The following is an 18,496-nucleotide window of genomic DNA, read 5'->3' on the forward strand; positions in this document are numbered from 1 at the left end:
CTGGAAAACCAGCCAATAAGCAAATCATGCCTGCTCTGTCTGTCTTGCTGGTGATTCAACAAGGCGGGATACCGCTTTCATATCTTGTTTTAAATGTTGATAGGCAGATTGATAAACTTGATAGCAGGCATTATATTTTTCATGGTTTTCCGGATTTGGCAGGATCTTTTCATCTAACACCTGCCATTTTTTTGCGTCTTCGTAACTTAAAAGCCCTGTTCCGATTCCGGCAAGAATGACATCCCCCATATTGGCTTCCACATCATGGAGCGGGCAAATGACAGGATAGCCGGTTACGTCCGCAAAAATTTGCCGCCAGACTTTGGATTTTGTTACGCCGCCGGCAATGTAGATGGCATTCCCCACGTTTTCACCGGTTGCTTCCATGGCATTTCTTAAAGAATAGGCAACCGCCTCTAAGAATGCACGATAAAGATGCGCTTTTGTATGGGCAAGCGAGAGCCCGATAATGGTGCCCTTGGCATCTGAATCCCATATTGGGGCTCTTTCCCCCATAAAATACGGAAGGACGATAAGGCCATTACTGCCGGCAGGAATTTTCGATGCCTGTTCATTTAAAATATCATAAGCATTTCTGCCGCCATGTTTCTCTGCTTCCAATTCAAACTGGCACAGGGTTTGCTTGAACCATTTGACAATCGCGCCTGCCGTATTGGCTCCTGCGAAACAATACGATAATCGTTTGGCGTCATATAAATAAGGCCAGACAATCAAACCTTTTCCTTTCGCAGGCTGGTCGGAGATAAGTGCAGCACACATCGAAGTGCCGATAGAAGCGGCGTAAATGCCGGATTCCAATACCCCCAGCCCGATGTTTGCAGCGCCGCAGTCGATTCCGCCGGCAATGACGGGCATACCTTCAGAAAGCCCCAGTTCTTCTGCTGCTTTTTTCGTCAATCCGCCAACAATATCCGTTGACTCTACAATCCTTTGCGGCATCATCGACATAGGAATTCCCATTTGATCCATTAATGTTTTTGACCATGTCCTTGTATTCATGTCAAAGATCCCGCCAATATTGCCTGCCGAGGAATAGTCAATCGAAATTTCACCAGTCAAATGGTAGATGACGTAATCGTTAGGCGGGAGAAAGAGTTTCGTTTTTTTCCAGTTTTCCGGTTCATGGCGTTTCATCCATAAAATTTTTGTGTAGCCGTAATATGGATCTGCCCCGTTATAAGTGATTTCCTGCAAGTTTTCTTCCCCGATATGCTCGAGCACCCATTTCGTTTCTTCATCAGCTCTCCTGTCCATCCAGATCATGCAAGGCCTTACAGGTTTCATGTTTTCATCCAGCGGTATGCCGGAACCTCCGTAAAGCCCGCTAATTGCAATCCCGGCAATCTTTTCTTTTGAAATGCCGGATTTTTGCACCGTGTTGCGGATAGAGGCTTTGGCTGCGTCTAGCCATACGTCCGGCCACTGCTCCGCCCATAAAGGCCTGGGGGTGATAATGTCATATTCTTGCAAGTCCTGGGCAATCAGATGGCCTTCTGTATCCATCAGCACTGTCTTTGTTCCTGAAGTTCCAATGTCTGTCCCTAGTAAATAATTCATTAAAAATAAACTCCTTTAATAATAGAATCAAAGTTTTGCAGGCATTAAATACAAGTGAAGGCGCCATCTACAATAAAATCAGCACCGGTTGTAAATGTGCTCGTGTCACCTGCAAGGTATACACAAATCGATTGCAATTCTTCCGGCCTTCCCATCCGGTGAAGCGGGGCCATCTTGTTCCATTGTTCAATTAAAGGCTTCAGGCTTGGGGAATTTAATGTCAGTTCTGTGCCCATATATCCCGGGCTGATACAGTTGACCCGCACATTTTTGTCCGCCCATTCGACAGCCAGTGATTTCGTCAATTGAATAACGCCTGCTTTAGAAGCATTGTAGGAGCATTGCGGCTGCGGTACGTTGACAATATGTCCGGACATGGAAGCTGTATTGATAATCGAACCGCCGCCCTGTTGAATCATCACTTTGCCGGCTGCCTGCGCGGTTAAAAAGATCCCTGTAAGGTTTACATCTATGACTTTTTTCCATTGTTCGAAGGTCATTTCTTCAGCCGGGACATTCAGGCAAATTCCTGCATTGCAAAACGCCACATCAATCCGCCCGAATGCATCCAATATTTTTGTGGTCATTGCCTTTACATCTCCGGGTTTTGTCACATCGGCTTGTACTGCAATGGCCTGGACCGGATGATTTTCTTGCAGTTCTCTGGCGGTTTTTTCTGCTTCTTTTAAATCCACGTCAACAATTGCAATGTCTGCACCTGCTTCAGCAAAAGCAGTGGCAACGCTTTTACCAATCCCTCTTGCGCCGCCTGTTACGAAAATCTTTTTTCCATCCAATCTCATCTTTTCAATAATCCCCATTTGTGCTTACGCCCCTTTGATAAGTTATTTTATAAAATCATTTTATAAAACTTGTTTATATAATAAAACGCTTTTACGGGAGTGTCAATAGAAAGCGCTTAAAAACTGTATCCTAATATTTTAAAAAATTCTCAAAAATATCTGTACGATGCCATTCCTAAGTTGTGAGGCATTTGTCTGTATGTTATAGTGAATTTAAACAACTGTTTTTATCAATCGTATTTATATAATGGGGTCATCACATGGCGAATACCATGACATTGAAAGATATAAAAAAGAATAATTATTCCTTGATCTATCACTTGATTTATCAGCATAAAAAACTTTCCAAACAAGAAATTGCGAATATGCTTCATTTAAGTCTGCCGACCGTTAGCCAGCATTTGACGCAGTTGGAGAAGAAAAATCTAATTCAAAAAAATGGATACTTCGAATCTTCTGTTGGCAGGCGGGCTGCAGCTTATACTATATGTCAACAGGCGCGTATTGGGATCGGGGTTGAAATCCAAAAAGAGAAGGTCCGCATTTTGGCGGTTGATTTACGGGGCACAGTCTTTCAACAAAAAGAGCTGTATCTGACTTATGCCAATGATGGCCATTATTTCAAACAAGTTAGCCAGGAAGTACAGGCATTTATCGATCATTTTGATTATAAGAAAGAACAAGTGCTGGGAATTGGATTTGCAGTACAGGCCCTGACTTCTAACGACGGAGAAAAAATTGTGTACGGCAAAATATTGGATTGTACAGGATTGGATATCCATGTTTTTGCCCGGCATCTTGACTATCCTTGCAAGTTCTTGCATGATGCAAAATGTGCGGCTACAACAGAGCTTTGGATGAGAAAAGACATTGGGGATGCGGTATATTTATCGATCGGGACGCATCTTGGCGGAGCGATTATTATCAATGACCAAATTTATATGGGGAAAGATGGGCACAGCGGGACTGTCGAACATATGACAATTGATCCGAATGGTTCTTTGTGTTACTGCGGAAAAAGAGGCTGCATGGAAACGCTCTGTTCCATCCATGCACTACTAAAAAAAGAAGAATCCCTGGCATTTTTCTTCCGGCAAGTTCGGTCAGGGGTGCCTTCCTATGTGGAGAGATGGCATACTTTTTTAGAACATCTGGCTTTTTCCATTAATAATATTCGCCTTGTAATCAACCGGGATTTTATTTTAGGTGGGCATATTTCCCCGTATTTAAAAGATGAAGATTTATACATTCTTCATGAAAAGGTAAATGAGAAGACAGCTTTTCCAAGTGAAGAACCGTTTATCTTTATTAGCCGTTCCAATGAAGACGGTGTGCCGGTCGGTGCTGCCATACCGTTTATCCAATCGTTTCTGGACAGTATTTAACAGAGGCGGCAAATCAAAAACCATATTGAAAATTCAAGATGAAACGGCCTCCGGATATGGGAGGCCGTTTTAATATGGAAGGAATATGCTTGTGCCCCCTATACAAAAAACTTAGGCCCTGCACAGATCCAAGGATGTCAAATGTTGTCCCGAAAAAGCCGTATTTCCAAGACCGGTTAGATAATCAAGAATCCGTTTCCAAATTGATAAAAATCTCTTGATATACATAAGAATGAAAAAATATGGGTATAGGTCTGTATATAAGGGAGGTTATGGCAGTGAAGGCAGTTACATTTCAAGGTGCGAAAGACATACAGGTAAAAGAAGTTGATGATCCGTCATTAAAAAAGCGGGATGATATTTTAATCAGGATTACCTCAACGGCCATTTGTGGATCTGATTTGCATATTTATAACGGAGCTATGCCGGCGCGCCCGGGATTTGTGATCGGGCATGAGCCGATGGGAATCGTTGAAGAGGTTGGCTCGGAAGTCACAAAAGTAAAAAAGGGCGACCGGGTTGTGCTGCCGTTTACGGTTTCGTGCGGGCATTGCTATTACTGCCAGCACGGGATGGAGTCCCAGTGTGACAACTCGAATCCGAATGAAGAGGTCGACACAGGCGGTTTATTTGGTTACACAGAGCGGTACGGAGATATTCCGGGCGGGCAGGCTGAGTACCTGCGTGTACCGTTCGGCAATCAAATGCCGTTTGTGATTCCTGAATCTTGCGAGTTGGAGGACGAGGCGTTGCTGTTCTTGTCGGATGTGCTTCCAACGGCATACTGGAGTGTTGAAAATGCCGGTGTGAAGCAGGGAGACACGGTCGTTGTGCTCGGCTGCGGGCCGATCGGCTTGATGACCCAGAAATTTGCATGGCTGAACGGGGCCAGCAGGGTGATTGCAGTCGACCATGTGCCATACCGGTTAAAGCATGCCAAAAAAATGAATAGAGTCGAAGTTTATAATTTTAAAGAATACGATGAGATGGGGAAGTATTTACGTGAGATTACCAATGGCGGGGCTGATGTGGTAATCGATTGCGTCGGCATGGACGGAAAAAAATCCGCGGTTGAAAAGATCGAGCAAAAACTCAAGTTGCAGGGCGGCACAATCAGCGCGATTCAAATTGCGATGGAAGCGGTCAGGAAGTTTGGCACTATCCAGCTGACAGGGGTATACGGTTCGGTTTACAATGCATTCCCGCTTGGCAGGCTGTTCGAACGCAATATCACCCTGAAAATGGGACAGGCGCCGGCTGTACATCTGATGCCGAAACTCTTTCAAGACATTACAGAGAAAAAGTTTGACCCAACTGAAATCATAACCCATAAAATTTCGCTAGATAAAGCAAGCGAGGCCTATCAATTGTTCAATGATCATAAAGATGGCTGCATAAAAGTCGTATTAAAACCATAAAAAATGCCGGCTCCGTATATTTTTTAAAAGCGGGGCCGGCATTTTTTGGGATGTCTGTCAGCGCCCGATTTTGCCGGCAGTTGCCAACAGAACAAGGATTCAATTGGAAAAGGCATTTATGTCGTCCTCCGTGTGAGTGCGTGGATGAAATAAATAAATTGATTGAATTTGAAGGCGCTTACTCATAAAATAATAGTAAAACATGTAAAGGAGCCTCAAAAATGTCGAAAGTATTGGTTGTAAAAGCCCATCCATTTTCCGAAGAATACTCGCGTACTATGAAAGTGACGAATGCTTTTTTAACGTTTTTCCGAAAGAAGTCTCCCATCCTCAAGGAATGTGAAGGTGCGAATCGCACCAATGAGTAGGTGGGAGATGAATTTCGGTTGGCTTTAGCCAAAGTTATTTTTCCAATCCTTTTCTCAACAATTCTAAGATTGCGGCTGTTCTAGTTGGAATCCCATTTTCTTTTTGATATTGCTCCAATTTTTCTAATATCGTCTTAGGCATACGAATTTCTACACGTTCTTTCTCTTCTCTCATGATTATCACCTCATATTGATTGTACGGATTTTTTACGGTATAATCAATATATACGAAATTTTTCCGCACAAAGTGAGGTGAATTGATATGGCCAAGCAAAACAAAGCTTTCAAGTTTCGTTTGTTACCAAACAAAGAACAATCCGCATTATTAGCTAAGACATTTGGTTGTGTTCGCTTTGTCTACAATAAGATGTTAGCTGAACGCAAAGAAACGTATGAAAAGTTCAAGGATGATAAAGAATTGCTTAAAAAGCAAAAGTTTCCGACCCCTGCAAAATATAAAAGTGAATTTCCATTCCTAAAAGAAGTGGATTCTTTAGCTTTGGCAAATGCACAAATGAACTTACAGACTGCTTATAAGAATTTCTTTGAAGGAAATGCGGATTTTCCAAAGTTCAAAAATCGTAAAGCAAAACAATCCTATACAACTAATATGGTCAACGGAAATATTAAGCTAGAAAATGGTCATATCAAACTGCCAAAAATCAAAAAGCCAATAAAAATGAAACAGCATAGAGAGATACCTGCTGATTATAAAATCAAATCTTGCACTATTTCTAAAACAAAGACAGGCAAATACTACATTTCAATTTTGACAGAATATGAGAAAGATATTCGTCCAGTTAAAATACAGAAAGTTGTTGGTTTGGATTTTGCTATGGATGGTCTATATGTCGAGAGTGAACAGGGTAAGAAAGCCAATTACCCACGTTACTATCGGCAAGCCTTAGATAAATTAGCAAAAGCACAACGAATTCTTTCTCGAAGAAAGAAAGGTTCTGCACGTTGGAACAAGCAACGACTAGTAGTGGCTAAATTACATGAGAAAGTGGCGAACCAACGCATGAATTTTCTTCATCATAAGTCAAAAGAATTAGCTTCTAACTTTGATGCTGTCGTGATTGAGGACTTGAACATGAAAGGGATGTCTCAAGCCCTTCACTTTGGGAAAAGCGTTCATGATAACGGCTGGGGGATGTTCACTACTTTCTTAGCGTATAAGCTAAAAGAACAGGGGAAACAACTTGTGAAAATTGATAAGTGGTTTCCCTCCACTAAGAAGTGTTCATGTTGCGGCAAGGAAAAAGAAATGCCATTATCTGAACGTGTATATAAATGTTCTTGCGGCTTTGTATTAGATCGCGATCACAATTCAGCAATCAATATCAAAAATGAGGGATTACGCTTATTAGCGTTATCATAAGTAACAAAACTCTTGGAACAAGAGGGTTAGCTCGGTCAGTTTTCGTTGGCTAGTAAAAGCAACGATAAGTCGAGAAGCCCCCACTTCAATCAAACCGTAAGGTTGATAAGTGGAGGGTAGTTCACTGAGGCTGGTTTTGTCGTTTCCGCAGATGATCATGTCAGGCATGGAAAGACAGCGTATGATTCAGGTAACTGGGGAGACTGGGGAGACAAAGGATATATGACGATGGCGGAGGATGAGCATACGCTTCGTAAGATTGTGCAGGAACAATATCCTGATTTGCCTTATTTCATGTTCGGGCATAGTATGGGGTCAATGATTGCCAGAGGTTATGCTGCTGCCTACGGGGATGGTTTGTCCGGCTTAATTCTGTGCGGGACTTCGGGCCAATTCCCGAATGCAGGCAAACTGCTCCCTGTTTTGAAAGACCTGGTCGATGAAGGCAAAGGGGAAGAAACCGATTCTTCTTATTTGGAAGAACTGATGGGCTGGATGACAGAACGGATTGAACAACCGAAAACGCCAAACGACTGGATAAGCGGCGACCCGGATATTGTGGCAGACCACGCAAACGATCCGTTTAATAATTTTTCAACTCCGCCAAATATACACTCACTCTACTATTTTGTCCAGATGATGGAGAAGATTGTCGGAACGGAGTGGGCAGAAAAAGTGCCGGTATCGATCCCTGTTTATAACATTGCCGGTGACCAGGATCCGGTCGGCCAATATGGGGAAGGGTATATGCTGTATCGAACTGGCTGGTGCAAACCGGACATATTTTTTGCTTGTCCTGCACTTGTAAGCGAAAAATGCATCTGAACCTGGCTGCAGCTATAACAAAAAGCTTCTGCCCAAAAAAGGGAGAAGCTTTTGTCATTTGCCATGCTCTTTACAAGATCCTGAATAGCCTTCATGACCAGCCTAATGGCTGCAGGCAATTATTTATAACTTGGAACTTCCAATGTGATATTGTAATTGTCTAATAGGTTGTATAAGTTATAGATTTCATCCACTTGTTTGTAAGCCCAGCCAATGTCTGTTGCATATTGATGGGAGGCATAGCCATATGTTGCAGCGACATCTGGATTCCATCTCATTTTATACAAGGTATCTTGACCGGCGCCAAGGTAATTGCTGCTGATAAATTTAGCTCCGCCAATGATGGCCGCTTCCGGGGTCGTCCAACCATGTTGATAGGCATACCTGGCTCCATTTTGGACGGCATTGCCATCATTCGCCCCAGTCCCATACATATTATAAACTGTCTTGCCATTATACTTGACCCCATTTGCCAGCTGGGAAGTGCCATTTCCTGTTTCAAGTAAGGCATGAGCAATCAGATAAATTTCATTGATACCATTTTGTTTTGCTGCAGTTAAAAATGCAGATGCTTTCCCGGCTAAAATGCCTTTACCCGCAAGAATTTTTTGGTTCACTTCTGTTGCATTCAGATTGGCGGTCGAAGTTAATTTCAAAAATTGAAGTGAGCGGACTGGATCCGAAACAAAGTTATTCGGATTTAAATAGTATTTCACTTCATTTTTCGTGGCATTTTTCCATGCCTTGTTATAACTGATTTGATACCATGTATAGCCGTCATCCCCTTTTACAGTGGATAAGATGGTGACCTTTGTGCCTTCTTTAAGCGTTTCGCCGACTTCATGATTCTTTGTACCGGCACCATCTCTGATATGCCAGTTTCCGTTTTGGACAACACCTGTTGTATGGCTTGTCAGCTTAATGGCATCACTTCTGATATATCGTTCATTTGTATCTGTTTGAGGCGAAACTTTCATTTGAATATTTGCAAGTTCATCCAGTGAAAGATCATATTTTTTTACAATCGATGTCACCTTGCCATTGGATTGTTTTGCAGCGGATGTTAAATAATTTGTGCTGACATAACCAATTTTTCCACCGATTTCTACCTTTGCCCAGCCATCCTCTTCGGAGTAGACCTTTACAGCTGTTCCTTTATCAAGGACTTCAATCACACTTGTTAAGGTAGAAGGCCCTTTACGTAAATTCAAATCTGCTGTCGTGTATTTGGTTACCGTAGAATCTGGTGTTGGTTCGGAACTGTTATTGCCGTCATCTGCTGTGCTTGCATCAGGGTCTGAACTTGACAGATAGGATGCGAGCACATAACCGGTTATGCCTCTCGCTTTCACTTTTACCCATGGGCCGGAAGCGGTGTAAACCGTCACTTTTTCGCCTCTTTGCAGACTTGCTAATTTTTTGCCACTTGTGGAGGCTTTGGAACGCAATAACAGATGCGAACCTTTGTCCACATTGACATATTTCGTCGTTGTTTTGGCAGGAGTTGAAGTGCCTGCATGGTTGTCCGGATTTGAATTCGCCAAAAAAGATGCGTGGACATACCCCGTTTTGCTCCCGGCCTTTACTTTCGCCCAATCCCCGGAAATGGAGTAAACCGTCACTTTTTCTCCTCTTGCCAAGCTCGCTAAAATGCTGGACGAAGTGGAGGCTTTGGAGCGCAATATTAAATGGGAGCCTTTGTCCACATTGACATACTTCGTCGTTGTTTTGACCGGAGTAGAAGTGTCTGTGCTGCTATCGGGATTAGAGTTCGCCAAGAAAGATGCGTGGACATACCCTGTTTTGCTCCCGGCTTTCACTTTTGCCCAATCCCCGGAAATAGAGTAAACCGTCACTTTCTCGCCTCTTGGTAAGCTGTCCAAAATGCTGGACGTTCCGGAGGCTTTCGAACGTAAGATTAAATGAGAGCCTTTATCCACATTGACATACTTCGTCGTTGTTTTGGCCGGAGTAGAAGTGTCTGCACTGCTATCGGGATTTGAGTTCGCCAAAAAAGATGCGTGGACATACCCTGTTTTGCTGCCGGCTTTTACTTTTGCCCAAGCCCCGGAGATTGAGTAAACCGTCACTTTCTCGCCTCTCGGCAAGCTTGCTAAAATGCTGGACGAAGTGGAGGTTTTCGAGCGCAATATTAAATGGGAACCTTTGTCCACGTTGACATACTTCGTCGTTGTTTTGGCCGGAGTTGAAGTGCCTGCATTGCTATCCGGATTTGAGTTAGCCAAAAAAGATGCATGGACATACCCCGTTTTGCTGCCGGCTTTTACTTTTGCCCAAGCCCCGGAGATTGAGTAAACCGTCACTTTTTCGCCTCTCGGCAAGCTTGCTAAAATGCTGGACGAAGTGGAGGTTTTCGAGCGCAATATTAAATGGGAACCTTTGTCCACGTTGACATACTTCGTCGTTGTTTTGGCCGGAGTAGAAGTGTCTGCATGGTTGTTCGGATTTGAGTTCGTCAAAAAAGATGCGTGAACATAGCCCGTTTTACTTCCGGCTTTTACTTTCGCCCAATCCCCGGAAATAGAGTACACCGTCACTTTTTCGCCTCTTGCCAAGCTCGCCAAAATGCTGGACGAAGTGGAGGTCTTCGAACGCAATATTAAATGGGAGCCTTTATCCACATTGACATACTTCGTCGTTGTTTTGGCCGGAGTTGAAGTGTCTGCATGGTTGTTCGGATTTGAGTTCGTCAAAAAAGATGCATGAACATACCCCGTTTTGCTACCGGCTTTTACTTTCGCCCAATCCCCGGAAATAGAGTACACCGTCACTTTCTCGCCTCTAGCCAAGCTTGCTAAAATGCTGGACGAAGTGGAGGTCTTCGAACGCAATATTAAATGGGAGCCTTTGTCCACATTGACATACTTCGTCGTTGTTTTGGTTGTGCTCGTTGTCGTTGCCGTACTGCCGGGTTTTGTGCTGGTTAAATATTCCGCGCTAACATACCCCGTTTTTGTCCCGGATTTTACTTCTGCCCAACCATCAGACACATTGTATACCAATACAGCTGTTCCTTTTTTTAAGCTGTCCAATTTGGCGGCACTTTTTGAAGGCTTTGCTCTTAATGTCAAGCTTGAATTCGCATCAACATTGACATATTTTGTCTCTGTTTTTGCTGCGGCTTGTACACTTGAACTATGTAGGAATTTTGTCAGTGAAGCGCCCTGTACCGTTTTATCAAAAGCAGGAGTGGATAATACTGCAAAACAAAGTGGTATGACTAAGCCTTTTTTCATTTCAATCTCCTTTCCAATTGGATCTTTCAGCTCGAGGGTTCCTGAAATTTAAAATTTCATTCTTTTAGCCTTTGTTCTATCAAAATACCCTAAATCCTGTCAAATCCGTCTAGTAAATTTATCGTCTTTTTTTAGTACTTTTTAAGGGGAATACGCCGTTTTTATTGAAAATATAAACCGAAAGTCCCGAATCGTGTAAAAAATCTCTTTTGACAAATGCCGAAGAGCGTTCAATTGGAAGAAACCCAAAAAACCAGAACAGGTCAGCGATCACTGGCCAGCCAATTCACTAAAAGACGGTGAACACTATGAATGGTAGCGTTCACCGTTTTGCACCTTGCAGCAACCCTTTTTTGACAGTCTTCACGATAGAGCTTACTTCGATTTTGGTTGCGTTAAATCATAAAGGGTAACGCCATCAATTGGAACCTCTGCCCATGGCGCCATTTGGGGATTGTTTTCTATATTTTTGCCATCTTGCAAGGTTTTGCCCATTTGTTTCATATTGCCAAAGGAGCCTCTTCCATTATAAAGTAGTGGATCTTCCCTTGCCGGACATATTTTTTAAACGCGGAAAGGGTCGGGGCCGGGTCACTTCCTGTAAAACCGCCGATGTCCATCACGGGTTGATCTGTTGCAAGCTGATAAGTCGCCGGAGATGCGCACTTACCGTTGCAGCGACCCAAGTGTATGTTGAAGCACCTTTTTGTAACAACTTCACAATCTTTTTACTTGTGGATTCAGACCTTCCAGGAAATCCATCCTGTGCCTTTGGGGTTTATTACAGAAACTTAGTCTAGAGGGCTTCTTTTAAATTTTTCTTAATTTCGCTTGAAAGTTTCGGTAGGGGGGGACAGACCGAATTTTGCCGCAAGATTTATAGATTGGTGCGGAGGCGAAAAAGCGATCCTTAACTCCTGATCATGCTAAGCATGGCGTTATCGCAATTTGATTTGGATGTCCAGCGGATGCCGGCTTCGTGATTAGATAGCTGAATCGTTGATGAATCGGTATTAATGGAAACAGGGACAGCGGGGATTGCAAAAACGGCCGGCTTGTCCACCCAATCATTTAATGGGCATTTTAATGATAAGAAAACCCTAAAAACAAAACCGGGAGCACAATGCGTACCCCCGGTTTTGTTCCGGCTCTCATGATAAAGCTGTATAAGGCAGCATTCCCTTTTTCCGTGCAACTTTCGAGCATGTGAGGGGGGCATGGAAAACGGACTTTAAATGCCGGAGACCCTTACTTCATTGCATGGCTTACCAAAAACACCCGCCGTAGCCCCCATATCCGCCATAACCGCCGCCGTAACCGCCGACATATGAGGCACCGATGATGATCAACAGGATAAACAATACGACGACTAAAGCGAAACCGCCACTGTAAACGCCGCCATCAGACATCTTTTTAACCTCCTTTCGAAATAGCCATAACATACTATGTGAAATTCTCCATAAGGGAAGGGCGCTTTCTGTAAATCCGTACATGGCTGAACCCGATTATCACCGGCCGGGCTGCGCCAGTCCTATCTGCTTCTAAAAATGCTGCAAAAACTTCTTACCAGAAGAAGAAAGGAATTAAAGCCAAAGCAGCGATTGAACCGATGGCAATGCCCCAGCCAAATCCCCATCCCCAACCCCAGCCTCCGTAGCCAAATCCGCCAAGATTGCGGGGGCTTCCAAGCGGCCGAAGGAACACTCTGTTTCCGCTCACATGATGAATAATGCCTCTATGGATCCGTCCATCAACCGTCCGGATTTGGACCGCTCTGCCCCTGTATCGATGGCATAGTGCATGGAAGTGACGATATGACATAAAAATATCCTCCAATCCTTTAGGAATGGTACAGTATATGATTTTTGCCGGCGGATACGGTGGACAAAACGATCAGACTTTTTGTGGAATTATCGTGCGGGATTTTGAAACCCGGGTGCAGGGATGAAAATTACATGGAATCGATTTGTGCCAAAACCTTTGCATCGGTTTTGAGCACATCTTTTACGGAGAGGCTGGTTTTTTCAAGATATTGCTTGACGAGGTAGTATCCGACGCAATAACCGGACATTTTCGGATAGACACGTGAACCGTACAAAATCTCTTGATGTTGCTGTTTTGTTTTTTTAAGGTTTCTATGCGGGTACACGTATTGTCTCCATATCTTTTCCATTTCGTCATTGGAATAAGAAAAGGCCCAGGATGAAACGTATTTACGCCCGAATTTTTCCCTAACTGCATTTTCTGCCAGCCCTTCTAAAATAATCGTATCCAATAAAACATAATCGGCCTCCTCTTTCGGGTATTTTGTAAGCCGGCAAACATGGTTATACTCATGGACAAATAATGACCTGATTTCTGTTTCGCTGTTCCGGGCCGAAACAAATAAAAATAATTGATCTTTAAAGGCTAATCCTGATTTTCCGTTAAATTCTTTTTGAATCAGTAAATTGGCGGAGTCAGACGGAAAAATATAGATCGGAACATCCGGCCCATTCCATTCTTTTTTGCAGCAAAGAAATTCATTTTTTACGATTTCCCAAACATGCCGGTTTTGCAATTGCCGGACAATCCCGGCTCCGTTATCTTCCGGCTGGTACATGCCATGATAAGCCAGGTAGTCATAAATTTCCGCAGCACTTGCGCCTTTAAAATGCGCTTTAAACTTTTCGCAAATCGCTACAGGCTGGTGATATAATTGGCGCAGCCACTTGTCCGTTTCAACAACCCCCATATGCCTTCCTCCATTGCTTTTTCTTAACCAAAGTATGTTTTTAAACGATAACGGTTACCGATTTCTGCAATGGTACATACGGTATATAAACGAGCCAGCTGTTTGAATGGCAAGGGAGGGGTTAGAGTGGATCGGGAATATACTTACCTGAATTGTTTAGCAGAACTGGGAGTCGGCGGAGCGCATCCAGGCGGTTTCAAGCTGACACAGGATATATTATCGACTGAACATATAGGAAAAAAAACAACAGTGCTTGATGCGGGCTGCGGCACCGGCCAAACTGCTGCATACGTCGCGCAGCAGTACGGATGCCAAGTGACAGGGCTGGATCATCATCAATTGATGGTGGAAAAAGCCAGGAAAAGAGTCCGAACATTAGGTTTGCCGGTACAAATTGTGCATGGGAATACAGAGGCTCTCCCGTTTGCAGACAGTCAATTTGATTTGGTATTGTCAGAGTCGGTGATCGTTTTTACCGATATGCCCAAAACGGTTCAGGAATTTCAGCGGGTGCTGAAGCCCGGCGGATGTTTAATTGCGATTGAAATGGTTTTGGAGCAGCCTGTTTCGCCCCAAAGATTAGCACACATCAAAGACTTTTATGGAGTATCCCGAATTTTAACCGAGGAACAGTGGGTGCAGCTTTTTCAAGAAGCAGGGTTTCAATCCATCCATTCTGAAAAATATGATTTGCAATTTGGAGTTCAAAATGTCCCTGATTTTTCATTGTCGGAGGGCGTGGATGTGCAGTATTTTGAGATGCTTGAGCATCATATGATTATGTTTGAGTCAACCAAAGAGATCCTCGGCTTCCGGATTTTCAGATGCAAAACGGTTTAGGGTGCCGATCTGGAATGGCAAGTTTTGCGACACAAAATAAGGAAACTGGAATATTTGCAGGTTTGTCTTTTTAGGAGCCGGAGGAGTACGCGTGCATACCGGCTCCTTCATTTTTCGGTCCGTACACTTTTTATGGGCAATTTCAAATTCATAGATGGCCCGTTTGAGGAGAAATATTTTATGGGGGATGGGGGGCCGGCTGGAATTGGAAAAAATGGGGTTGACATCAGAAAAGATTTCAAATAATATCAAATTAATAGATTTACTCTATGAAACCCTCGCAAAACAACCCCGAAAGGAAGGATCCTCATGACAAAAGAATACCTTGACCTCAAAATGGACTTTATGTTCAAACAGCTTTTCGGCCACCCGAGCCGGAAAAACATCACCCTTGCCTTTTTGAATGACTTGCTGACCCGAAAAGGGCAGGACAGAATTGTCGATGTCCAGTATGAGAACACCGCACTCATTAAATCTGACTCGGACGGCAAAACAGGTCTGCTTGATATCCTCGTTTACACATCCAACCATGAGAGAATAAATGTTGAAATCCAGGTGGAAAATCAGCACAATATGCGGGAACGAGTGCTTTATTATTGGACAAAACTTTTCTCTTCCACGTTAGAGGCCGGACAAAATTATACAGAACTTGTTCCTACAATCATGATTTCTATCTTAAATTACCTGCTTTTCCCGCACCAAACCAAACGATTCCATAACCGCTTTCATGTTTATGAGGATTTGGAGTTTTTTATGTGGAGCCCGCATCTGGAATTACACACATTTGATTTGACAAAGTTCATGATAAAGTGGAAAAAATATAGACGAGGGATGAAAGCGAAACCACCAGCCTCATATCCATGGCTGATGATGCTTTCTGCTGCAGATTACCGAAAAAAGACGATAGACACGGATATTTTGCAGGAATTGGAGGAGTTAGCGATGAAAGAGCAGGAAGTACTTGATGCGATCAAAGAAACCCCCGAATTTTAAATGAACCCAATCTTTAAGGTGCCCTTCTTTCTGGTTTAAAGTATCTCTTCAAACTCAACTATAAGATGTTTGCGGTGAACAAAAAAGCGTACCCACCCCGTTGCCGGTTGTTGGGAACGCTTTTTGTTTAAAGAAATTTATTTGCTCTTAACCGCTTTGGCATTGATGTAGCCTATCCATTTGCCTTTGTTGTCATAAAGGGACAGGTAGCTTAACCCATTTATATGATAATAAATGTATTTCGCCAAGTATGTTTTGTTTATGGCTCGGATATTTTTCTTCTTCCAGTTAAAGTTTTGATATACGGCGTAGTTCTTGCTGGTTACTTTGACGGATTTGCCGTATTGTATGGCAGCCCCTTGCTTGCCACTTCCGGTTTTCGCTGCCTTGGCGTTGATATAACCGGCCCATTTTCCTTTGCCATCATAAAGGGACAGGTAAGTTGATCCGTTGCTGTGATGGTATTGGACCTTGGCAAGATACGTTTTATTCACTGCATTGACATTCTTCTTCTTCCAGTTGAAGTCTTGATATACGGCATAATGCTTGTTTGTTACCGTTACATACTTACCGTATTTAAGTGCAGGGCCTTGTTTTGGCGTTGCCGCTTTTTTTGCTGGGATCCAGACGCCAAGGTACCCTTTTACCCGGGCATTTTGCGTCCCTTTTACATGAACGGTTAAAATGCCTTTGCTATCTGTGACCAGCTTTTCGTTATGAAATCCGGTTGCATCCTCAAATGTCTGGTTGGCATGCCGGGATCCCATATTCACTTTAATAGTCGTATCGGTTTTCGGGTTATTTCCGATTACGGTTGCCACGCCGGTATTCCGGTCATTTCCATAGCGGACGCTTGAGATCAAATCTTTTCCCGCCGTGCCGGAAGTGTTCGACTTATAGTTGGTTACTTGCTGGTTCCCGTAGGCATAGTTTTTACGCACTTTCAGCAATTTCACAATTGTATCATAATACGGCGTACGTTCACTCATGTAAGAAGCATTCGTTTTGTATAAGTCGCCGTAAAAGACAGTCGGGACGGTATCTTTATTCGTCAAAACATATGCGTACTGGCTTGGCACATTGGATGGCGCATATTTTTTTACCGTGCTTTCCATGTCTTTTTCATAGATGTCCAAAGCTTTTGCCTCTGTCTTTTTATCATACAGATCCTGGAAAGCCTTCGGTGTGGATGTGCCATAATGCGTCCCCGGCTTAATGCCATACTGGTCCAGCATGATACTGTTCACTCGATTCTTTTCCTGGTCATGATTATTAACAAATGACCAGTTTGGCGTTGCGTTCGCCGTGCCTGCACCTGCCCTGTTGACAACAGCGTTTGTAGCAATGGTGGAAAGGTTGTTTGATGGCGAATTTTTGCCCAAAGCATTTTGCAAAGAATAGAACAGGGCATAATCCATCATTAACTGCGGATTCCCGTTTGCGTTTTCAAAATTTGTCCCGGCACTTTCATAAGTCTCAATATAGCTTAAATGGTCGTTTAAATTATTGCCAAAATGCTGTTTCATTACGTCGGCTTCATCCAGCAACACTTGTTGATCATAATGGCTTGCAGCATCAATTCTGAAGCCGTCAAACTGATACGTATCGAGCAGCCAGTTCATCCAGTGGATCTGTTCTTTTTGGACAGTTGGATTCCCGTTGTCTATGTCCATTCCTAACAGAAACTGTTTCTTCCCGCTAATTGTGTTGTTAAGGTTGTGAAGGGTTGTCCCATTCTTTTTCACAAATAGAAACTGATCCTGGTCATCTGATCCGGAATTATCATTTTTGAACGATCTTTCTTCCGATCCAAAGCCGTAACCGGGTTGTGATGCAATATAGGCATCTGTTAAACTTGCGATTTCCCCGTTGTCGCCATTCAGTATATCGTCAACAGTTGAATAGCCATGGCTTTTCATGTACTTTAAATAGCCGGGGTCATAGTTCATTAACATCGGTTTCCAATAATTATCCGAAGTCGAAGCGTCTTTAGCAGCATACCAGCCGTCTACTGACAAATAAGTATCAACTGTATTGATTTTATTTGCCGCTGCAGCTTCATTGAGCCAACTTGGCAAATGGTTTTTCGGGTTGTTTGGCCCAAAATATCGATACGGAATGCCCTCGCTGTCTTTCATCACCCGATCCATACCCTGTCCTTGTACGGAGGTGCCGTTAAAATACTTTTTATTCCATTCTTTAATGTAGCCATATTTCGCCTGTCCTTCGCCGCCACCTTTTGTATAAGCGAGGTACAGGTCGGCCCTGATTTGCGTTGTAAGTCCTGTTGTATAAGGATTTTTAAACAAATTTCCGTTTTGATCTACGCGTGTGACGTAAACCGCTTCCCTTTTGCCCAATCCGAGAACCTGGTTGGGTACAAGATCTTCTTGCACTTTTAAACCACTTGCGTGAAGCGCGGAAACCATACTTTTCAATTCATCGCTTGTCCCGTATTTGGTCGGCCGGGTGTTATTCGGCCCCTGGTTAAATTCACCGAGGTCATAACGGTCGGCAATGGCGTAGCCTTCCATGTAACGCGCCATGTTGAAAGAACGGTAAGCCGGAGGGAGCCATATATCCGTAATGCCCCAATCTTTCAATTCGCTGCCTTTCGCTGAAAGAATTTTGTACATATTGCTTTCATATGGCATGTACAGGCTAAAGCTTTGAAAAATTACGCGGTTATCGAGCGATGTGCCGGATGTATAAGCCTTGGCAGATTTAGGAAAATAACTGATCGAACCGGCAACCAGTAACAAAGACAACATCAATATTGACAATCTGCTAAAAAATTTCTTTTCCAACGTATTCCCCCCTTTAAAAATGTTGTTGTAACAGTAAAATACTACTACATGATGGGGGAATATTCTATATCATTTTTGCGGGTTTCACATAAAATTCTAATGTTTTT

Annotated in this window: 14 protein-coding genes and 1 pseudogene; 6 read left to right on the forward strand and 9 right to left on the reverse strand. The window is 43.3% G+C overall.

Annotation, left to right across the window (positions count from 1 at the left end; translation table 11 throughout):
* Window positions 1-24: 24 nt before the first annotated feature.
* Window positions 25-1,578, reverse strand: a complete 1,554-nt coding sequence (locus NST70_RS02205; RefSeq protein WP_342475630.1) for an FGGY-family carbohydrate kinase — start codon at window positions 1,576-1,578, stop codon at window positions 25-27.
* Between the two features lie 44 nt (window positions 1,579-1,622).
* Window positions 1,623-2,399 carry an SDR family oxidoreductase gene (locus NST70_RS02210; protein ID WP_035191019.1) on the reverse strand — a complete coding sequence of 259 codons (777 nt, stop codon included), beginning with the start codon at window positions 2,397-2,399 and terminating at the stop codon, window positions 1,623-1,625.
* Window positions 2,400-2,641: 242 nt separating this feature from the next.
* On the opposite strand from NST70_RS02210, the gene NST70_RS02215 reads away from it, so the two are divergent.
* Both NST70_RS02215 and NST70_RS02220 read left to right on the forward strand, forming a co-directional pair.
* Entirely contained in the window at window positions 2,642-3,766 is a 1,125-nt protein-coding gene (locus tag NST70_RS02215) for an ROK family transcriptional regulator (RefSeq protein ID WP_035191016.1), read from the forward strand.
* A gap of 278 nt (window positions 3,767-4,044) precedes the next feature.
* Window positions 4,045-5,184, forward strand: a complete 1,140-nt coding sequence (locus NST70_RS02220; protein WP_035191013.1) for a zinc-dependent alcohol dehydrogenase — start codon at window positions 4,045-4,047, stop codon at window positions 5,182-5,184.
* Between the two features lie 402 nt (window positions 5,185-5,586).
* On the opposite strand, the gene NST70_RS02225 is transcribed toward NST70_RS02220, so the two are convergent.
* A complete protein-coding gene (locus NST70_RS02225; protein WP_003352379.1) occupies window positions 5,587-5,727 on the reverse strand; it encodes a ribbon-helix-helix protein, CopG family in 141 nt (46 codons plus the stop codon).
* Between the two features lie 87 nt (window positions 5,728-5,814).
* On the opposite strand from NST70_RS02225, the gene NST70_RS02230 reads away from it, so the two are divergent.
* Window positions 5,815-6,933 carry an RNA-guided endonuclease TnpB family protein gene (locus NST70_RS02230; RefSeq protein WP_014095882.1) on the forward strand — a complete coding sequence of 373 codons (1,119 nt, stop codon included), beginning with the start codon at window positions 5,815-5,817 and terminating at the stop codon, window positions 6,931-6,933.
* Between the two features lie 180 nt (window positions 6,934-7,113).
* Window positions 7,114-7,758 (forward strand): annotated as a pseudogene (locus NST70_RS02235) (alpha/beta fold hydrolase); the annotation flags it as partial.
* 119 nt (window positions 7,759-7,877) lie between these two features.
* Here NST70_RS02235 and NST70_RS02240 read toward each other — a convergent pair.
* The 5 genes from NST70_RS02240 to NST70_RS02260 form a co-directional block, all read right to left on the reverse strand.
* Complete coding sequence (locus NST70_RS02240) at window positions 7,878-11,015, reverse strand: SH3 domain-containing protein (protein WP_342475633.1); 3,138 nt, start codon at window positions 11,013-11,015, stop codon at window positions 7,878-7,880.
* A gap of 375 nt (window positions 11,016-11,390) precedes the next feature.
* The gene (locus tag NST70_RS02245) at window positions 11,391-11,519 is read right to left on the reverse strand and encodes a hypothetical protein (protein WP_017552072.1); all 129 of its coding nucleotides are present in this window, start codon (window positions 11,517-11,519) and stop codon (window positions 11,391-11,393) included.
* Window positions 11,520-12,280: 761 nt separating this feature from the next.
* Window positions 12,281-12,424, reverse strand: coding sequence for a YjcZ family sporulation protein (locus tag NST70_RS02250; RefSeq protein ID WP_014096210.1), 144 nt, complete (start codon window positions 12,422-12,424; stop codon window positions 12,281-12,283).
* A gap of 154 nt (window positions 12,425-12,578) precedes the next feature.
* Window positions 12,579-12,836 (reverse strand): hypothetical protein, encoded by a 258-nt coding sequence (locus NST70_RS02255; protein ID WP_017552073.1) that lies wholly within the window; start codon window positions 12,834-12,836, stop codon window positions 12,579-12,581.
* A gap of 130 nt (window positions 12,837-12,966) precedes the next feature.
* The gene (locus NST70_RS02260) at window positions 12,967-13,749 is read right to left on the reverse strand and encodes a DUF2268 domain-containing protein (RefSeq protein WP_328229124.1); all 783 of its coding nucleotides are present in this window, start codon (window positions 13,747-13,749) and stop codon (window positions 12,967-12,969) included.
* Between the two features lie 126 nt (window positions 13,750-13,875).
* On the opposite strand from NST70_RS02260, the gene NST70_RS02265 reads away from it, so the two are divergent.
* Together NST70_RS02265 and NST70_RS02270 are read left to right on the forward strand one after the other, a co-directional pair.
* On the forward strand, window positions 13,876-14,589 hold the full coding sequence (locus NST70_RS02265) for a class I SAM-dependent methyltransferase (RefSeq protein ID WP_342476180.1): 714 nt from the start codon (window positions 13,876-13,878) through the stop codon (window positions 14,587-14,589).
* Window positions 14,590-14,898: 309 nt separating this feature from the next.
* Window positions 14,899-15,582 (forward strand): Rpn family recombination-promoting nuclease/putative transposase, encoded by a 684-nt coding sequence (locus tag NST70_RS02270; RefSeq protein ID WP_061577534.1) that lies wholly within the window; start codon window positions 14,899-14,901, stop codon window positions 15,580-15,582.
* A gap of 137 nt (window positions 15,583-15,719) precedes the next feature.
* Here NST70_RS02270 and NST70_RS02275 read toward each other — a convergent pair whose 3' ends face one another.
* Window positions 15,720-18,389, reverse strand: coding sequence for a glycoside hydrolase family 70 protein (locus tag NST70_RS02275; RefSeq protein ID WP_237340457.1), 2,670 nt, complete (start codon window positions 18,387-18,389; stop codon window positions 15,720-15,722).
* Window positions 18,390-18,496 lie beyond the last annotated feature (107 nt).

This window comes from Weizmannia sp. FSL K6-0777 (assembly GCF_038593185.1).
GTDB classification, from domain to species: Bacteria; Bacillota; Bacilli; order Bacillales; family Bacillaceae_C; genus Weizmannia; species Weizmannia faecalis.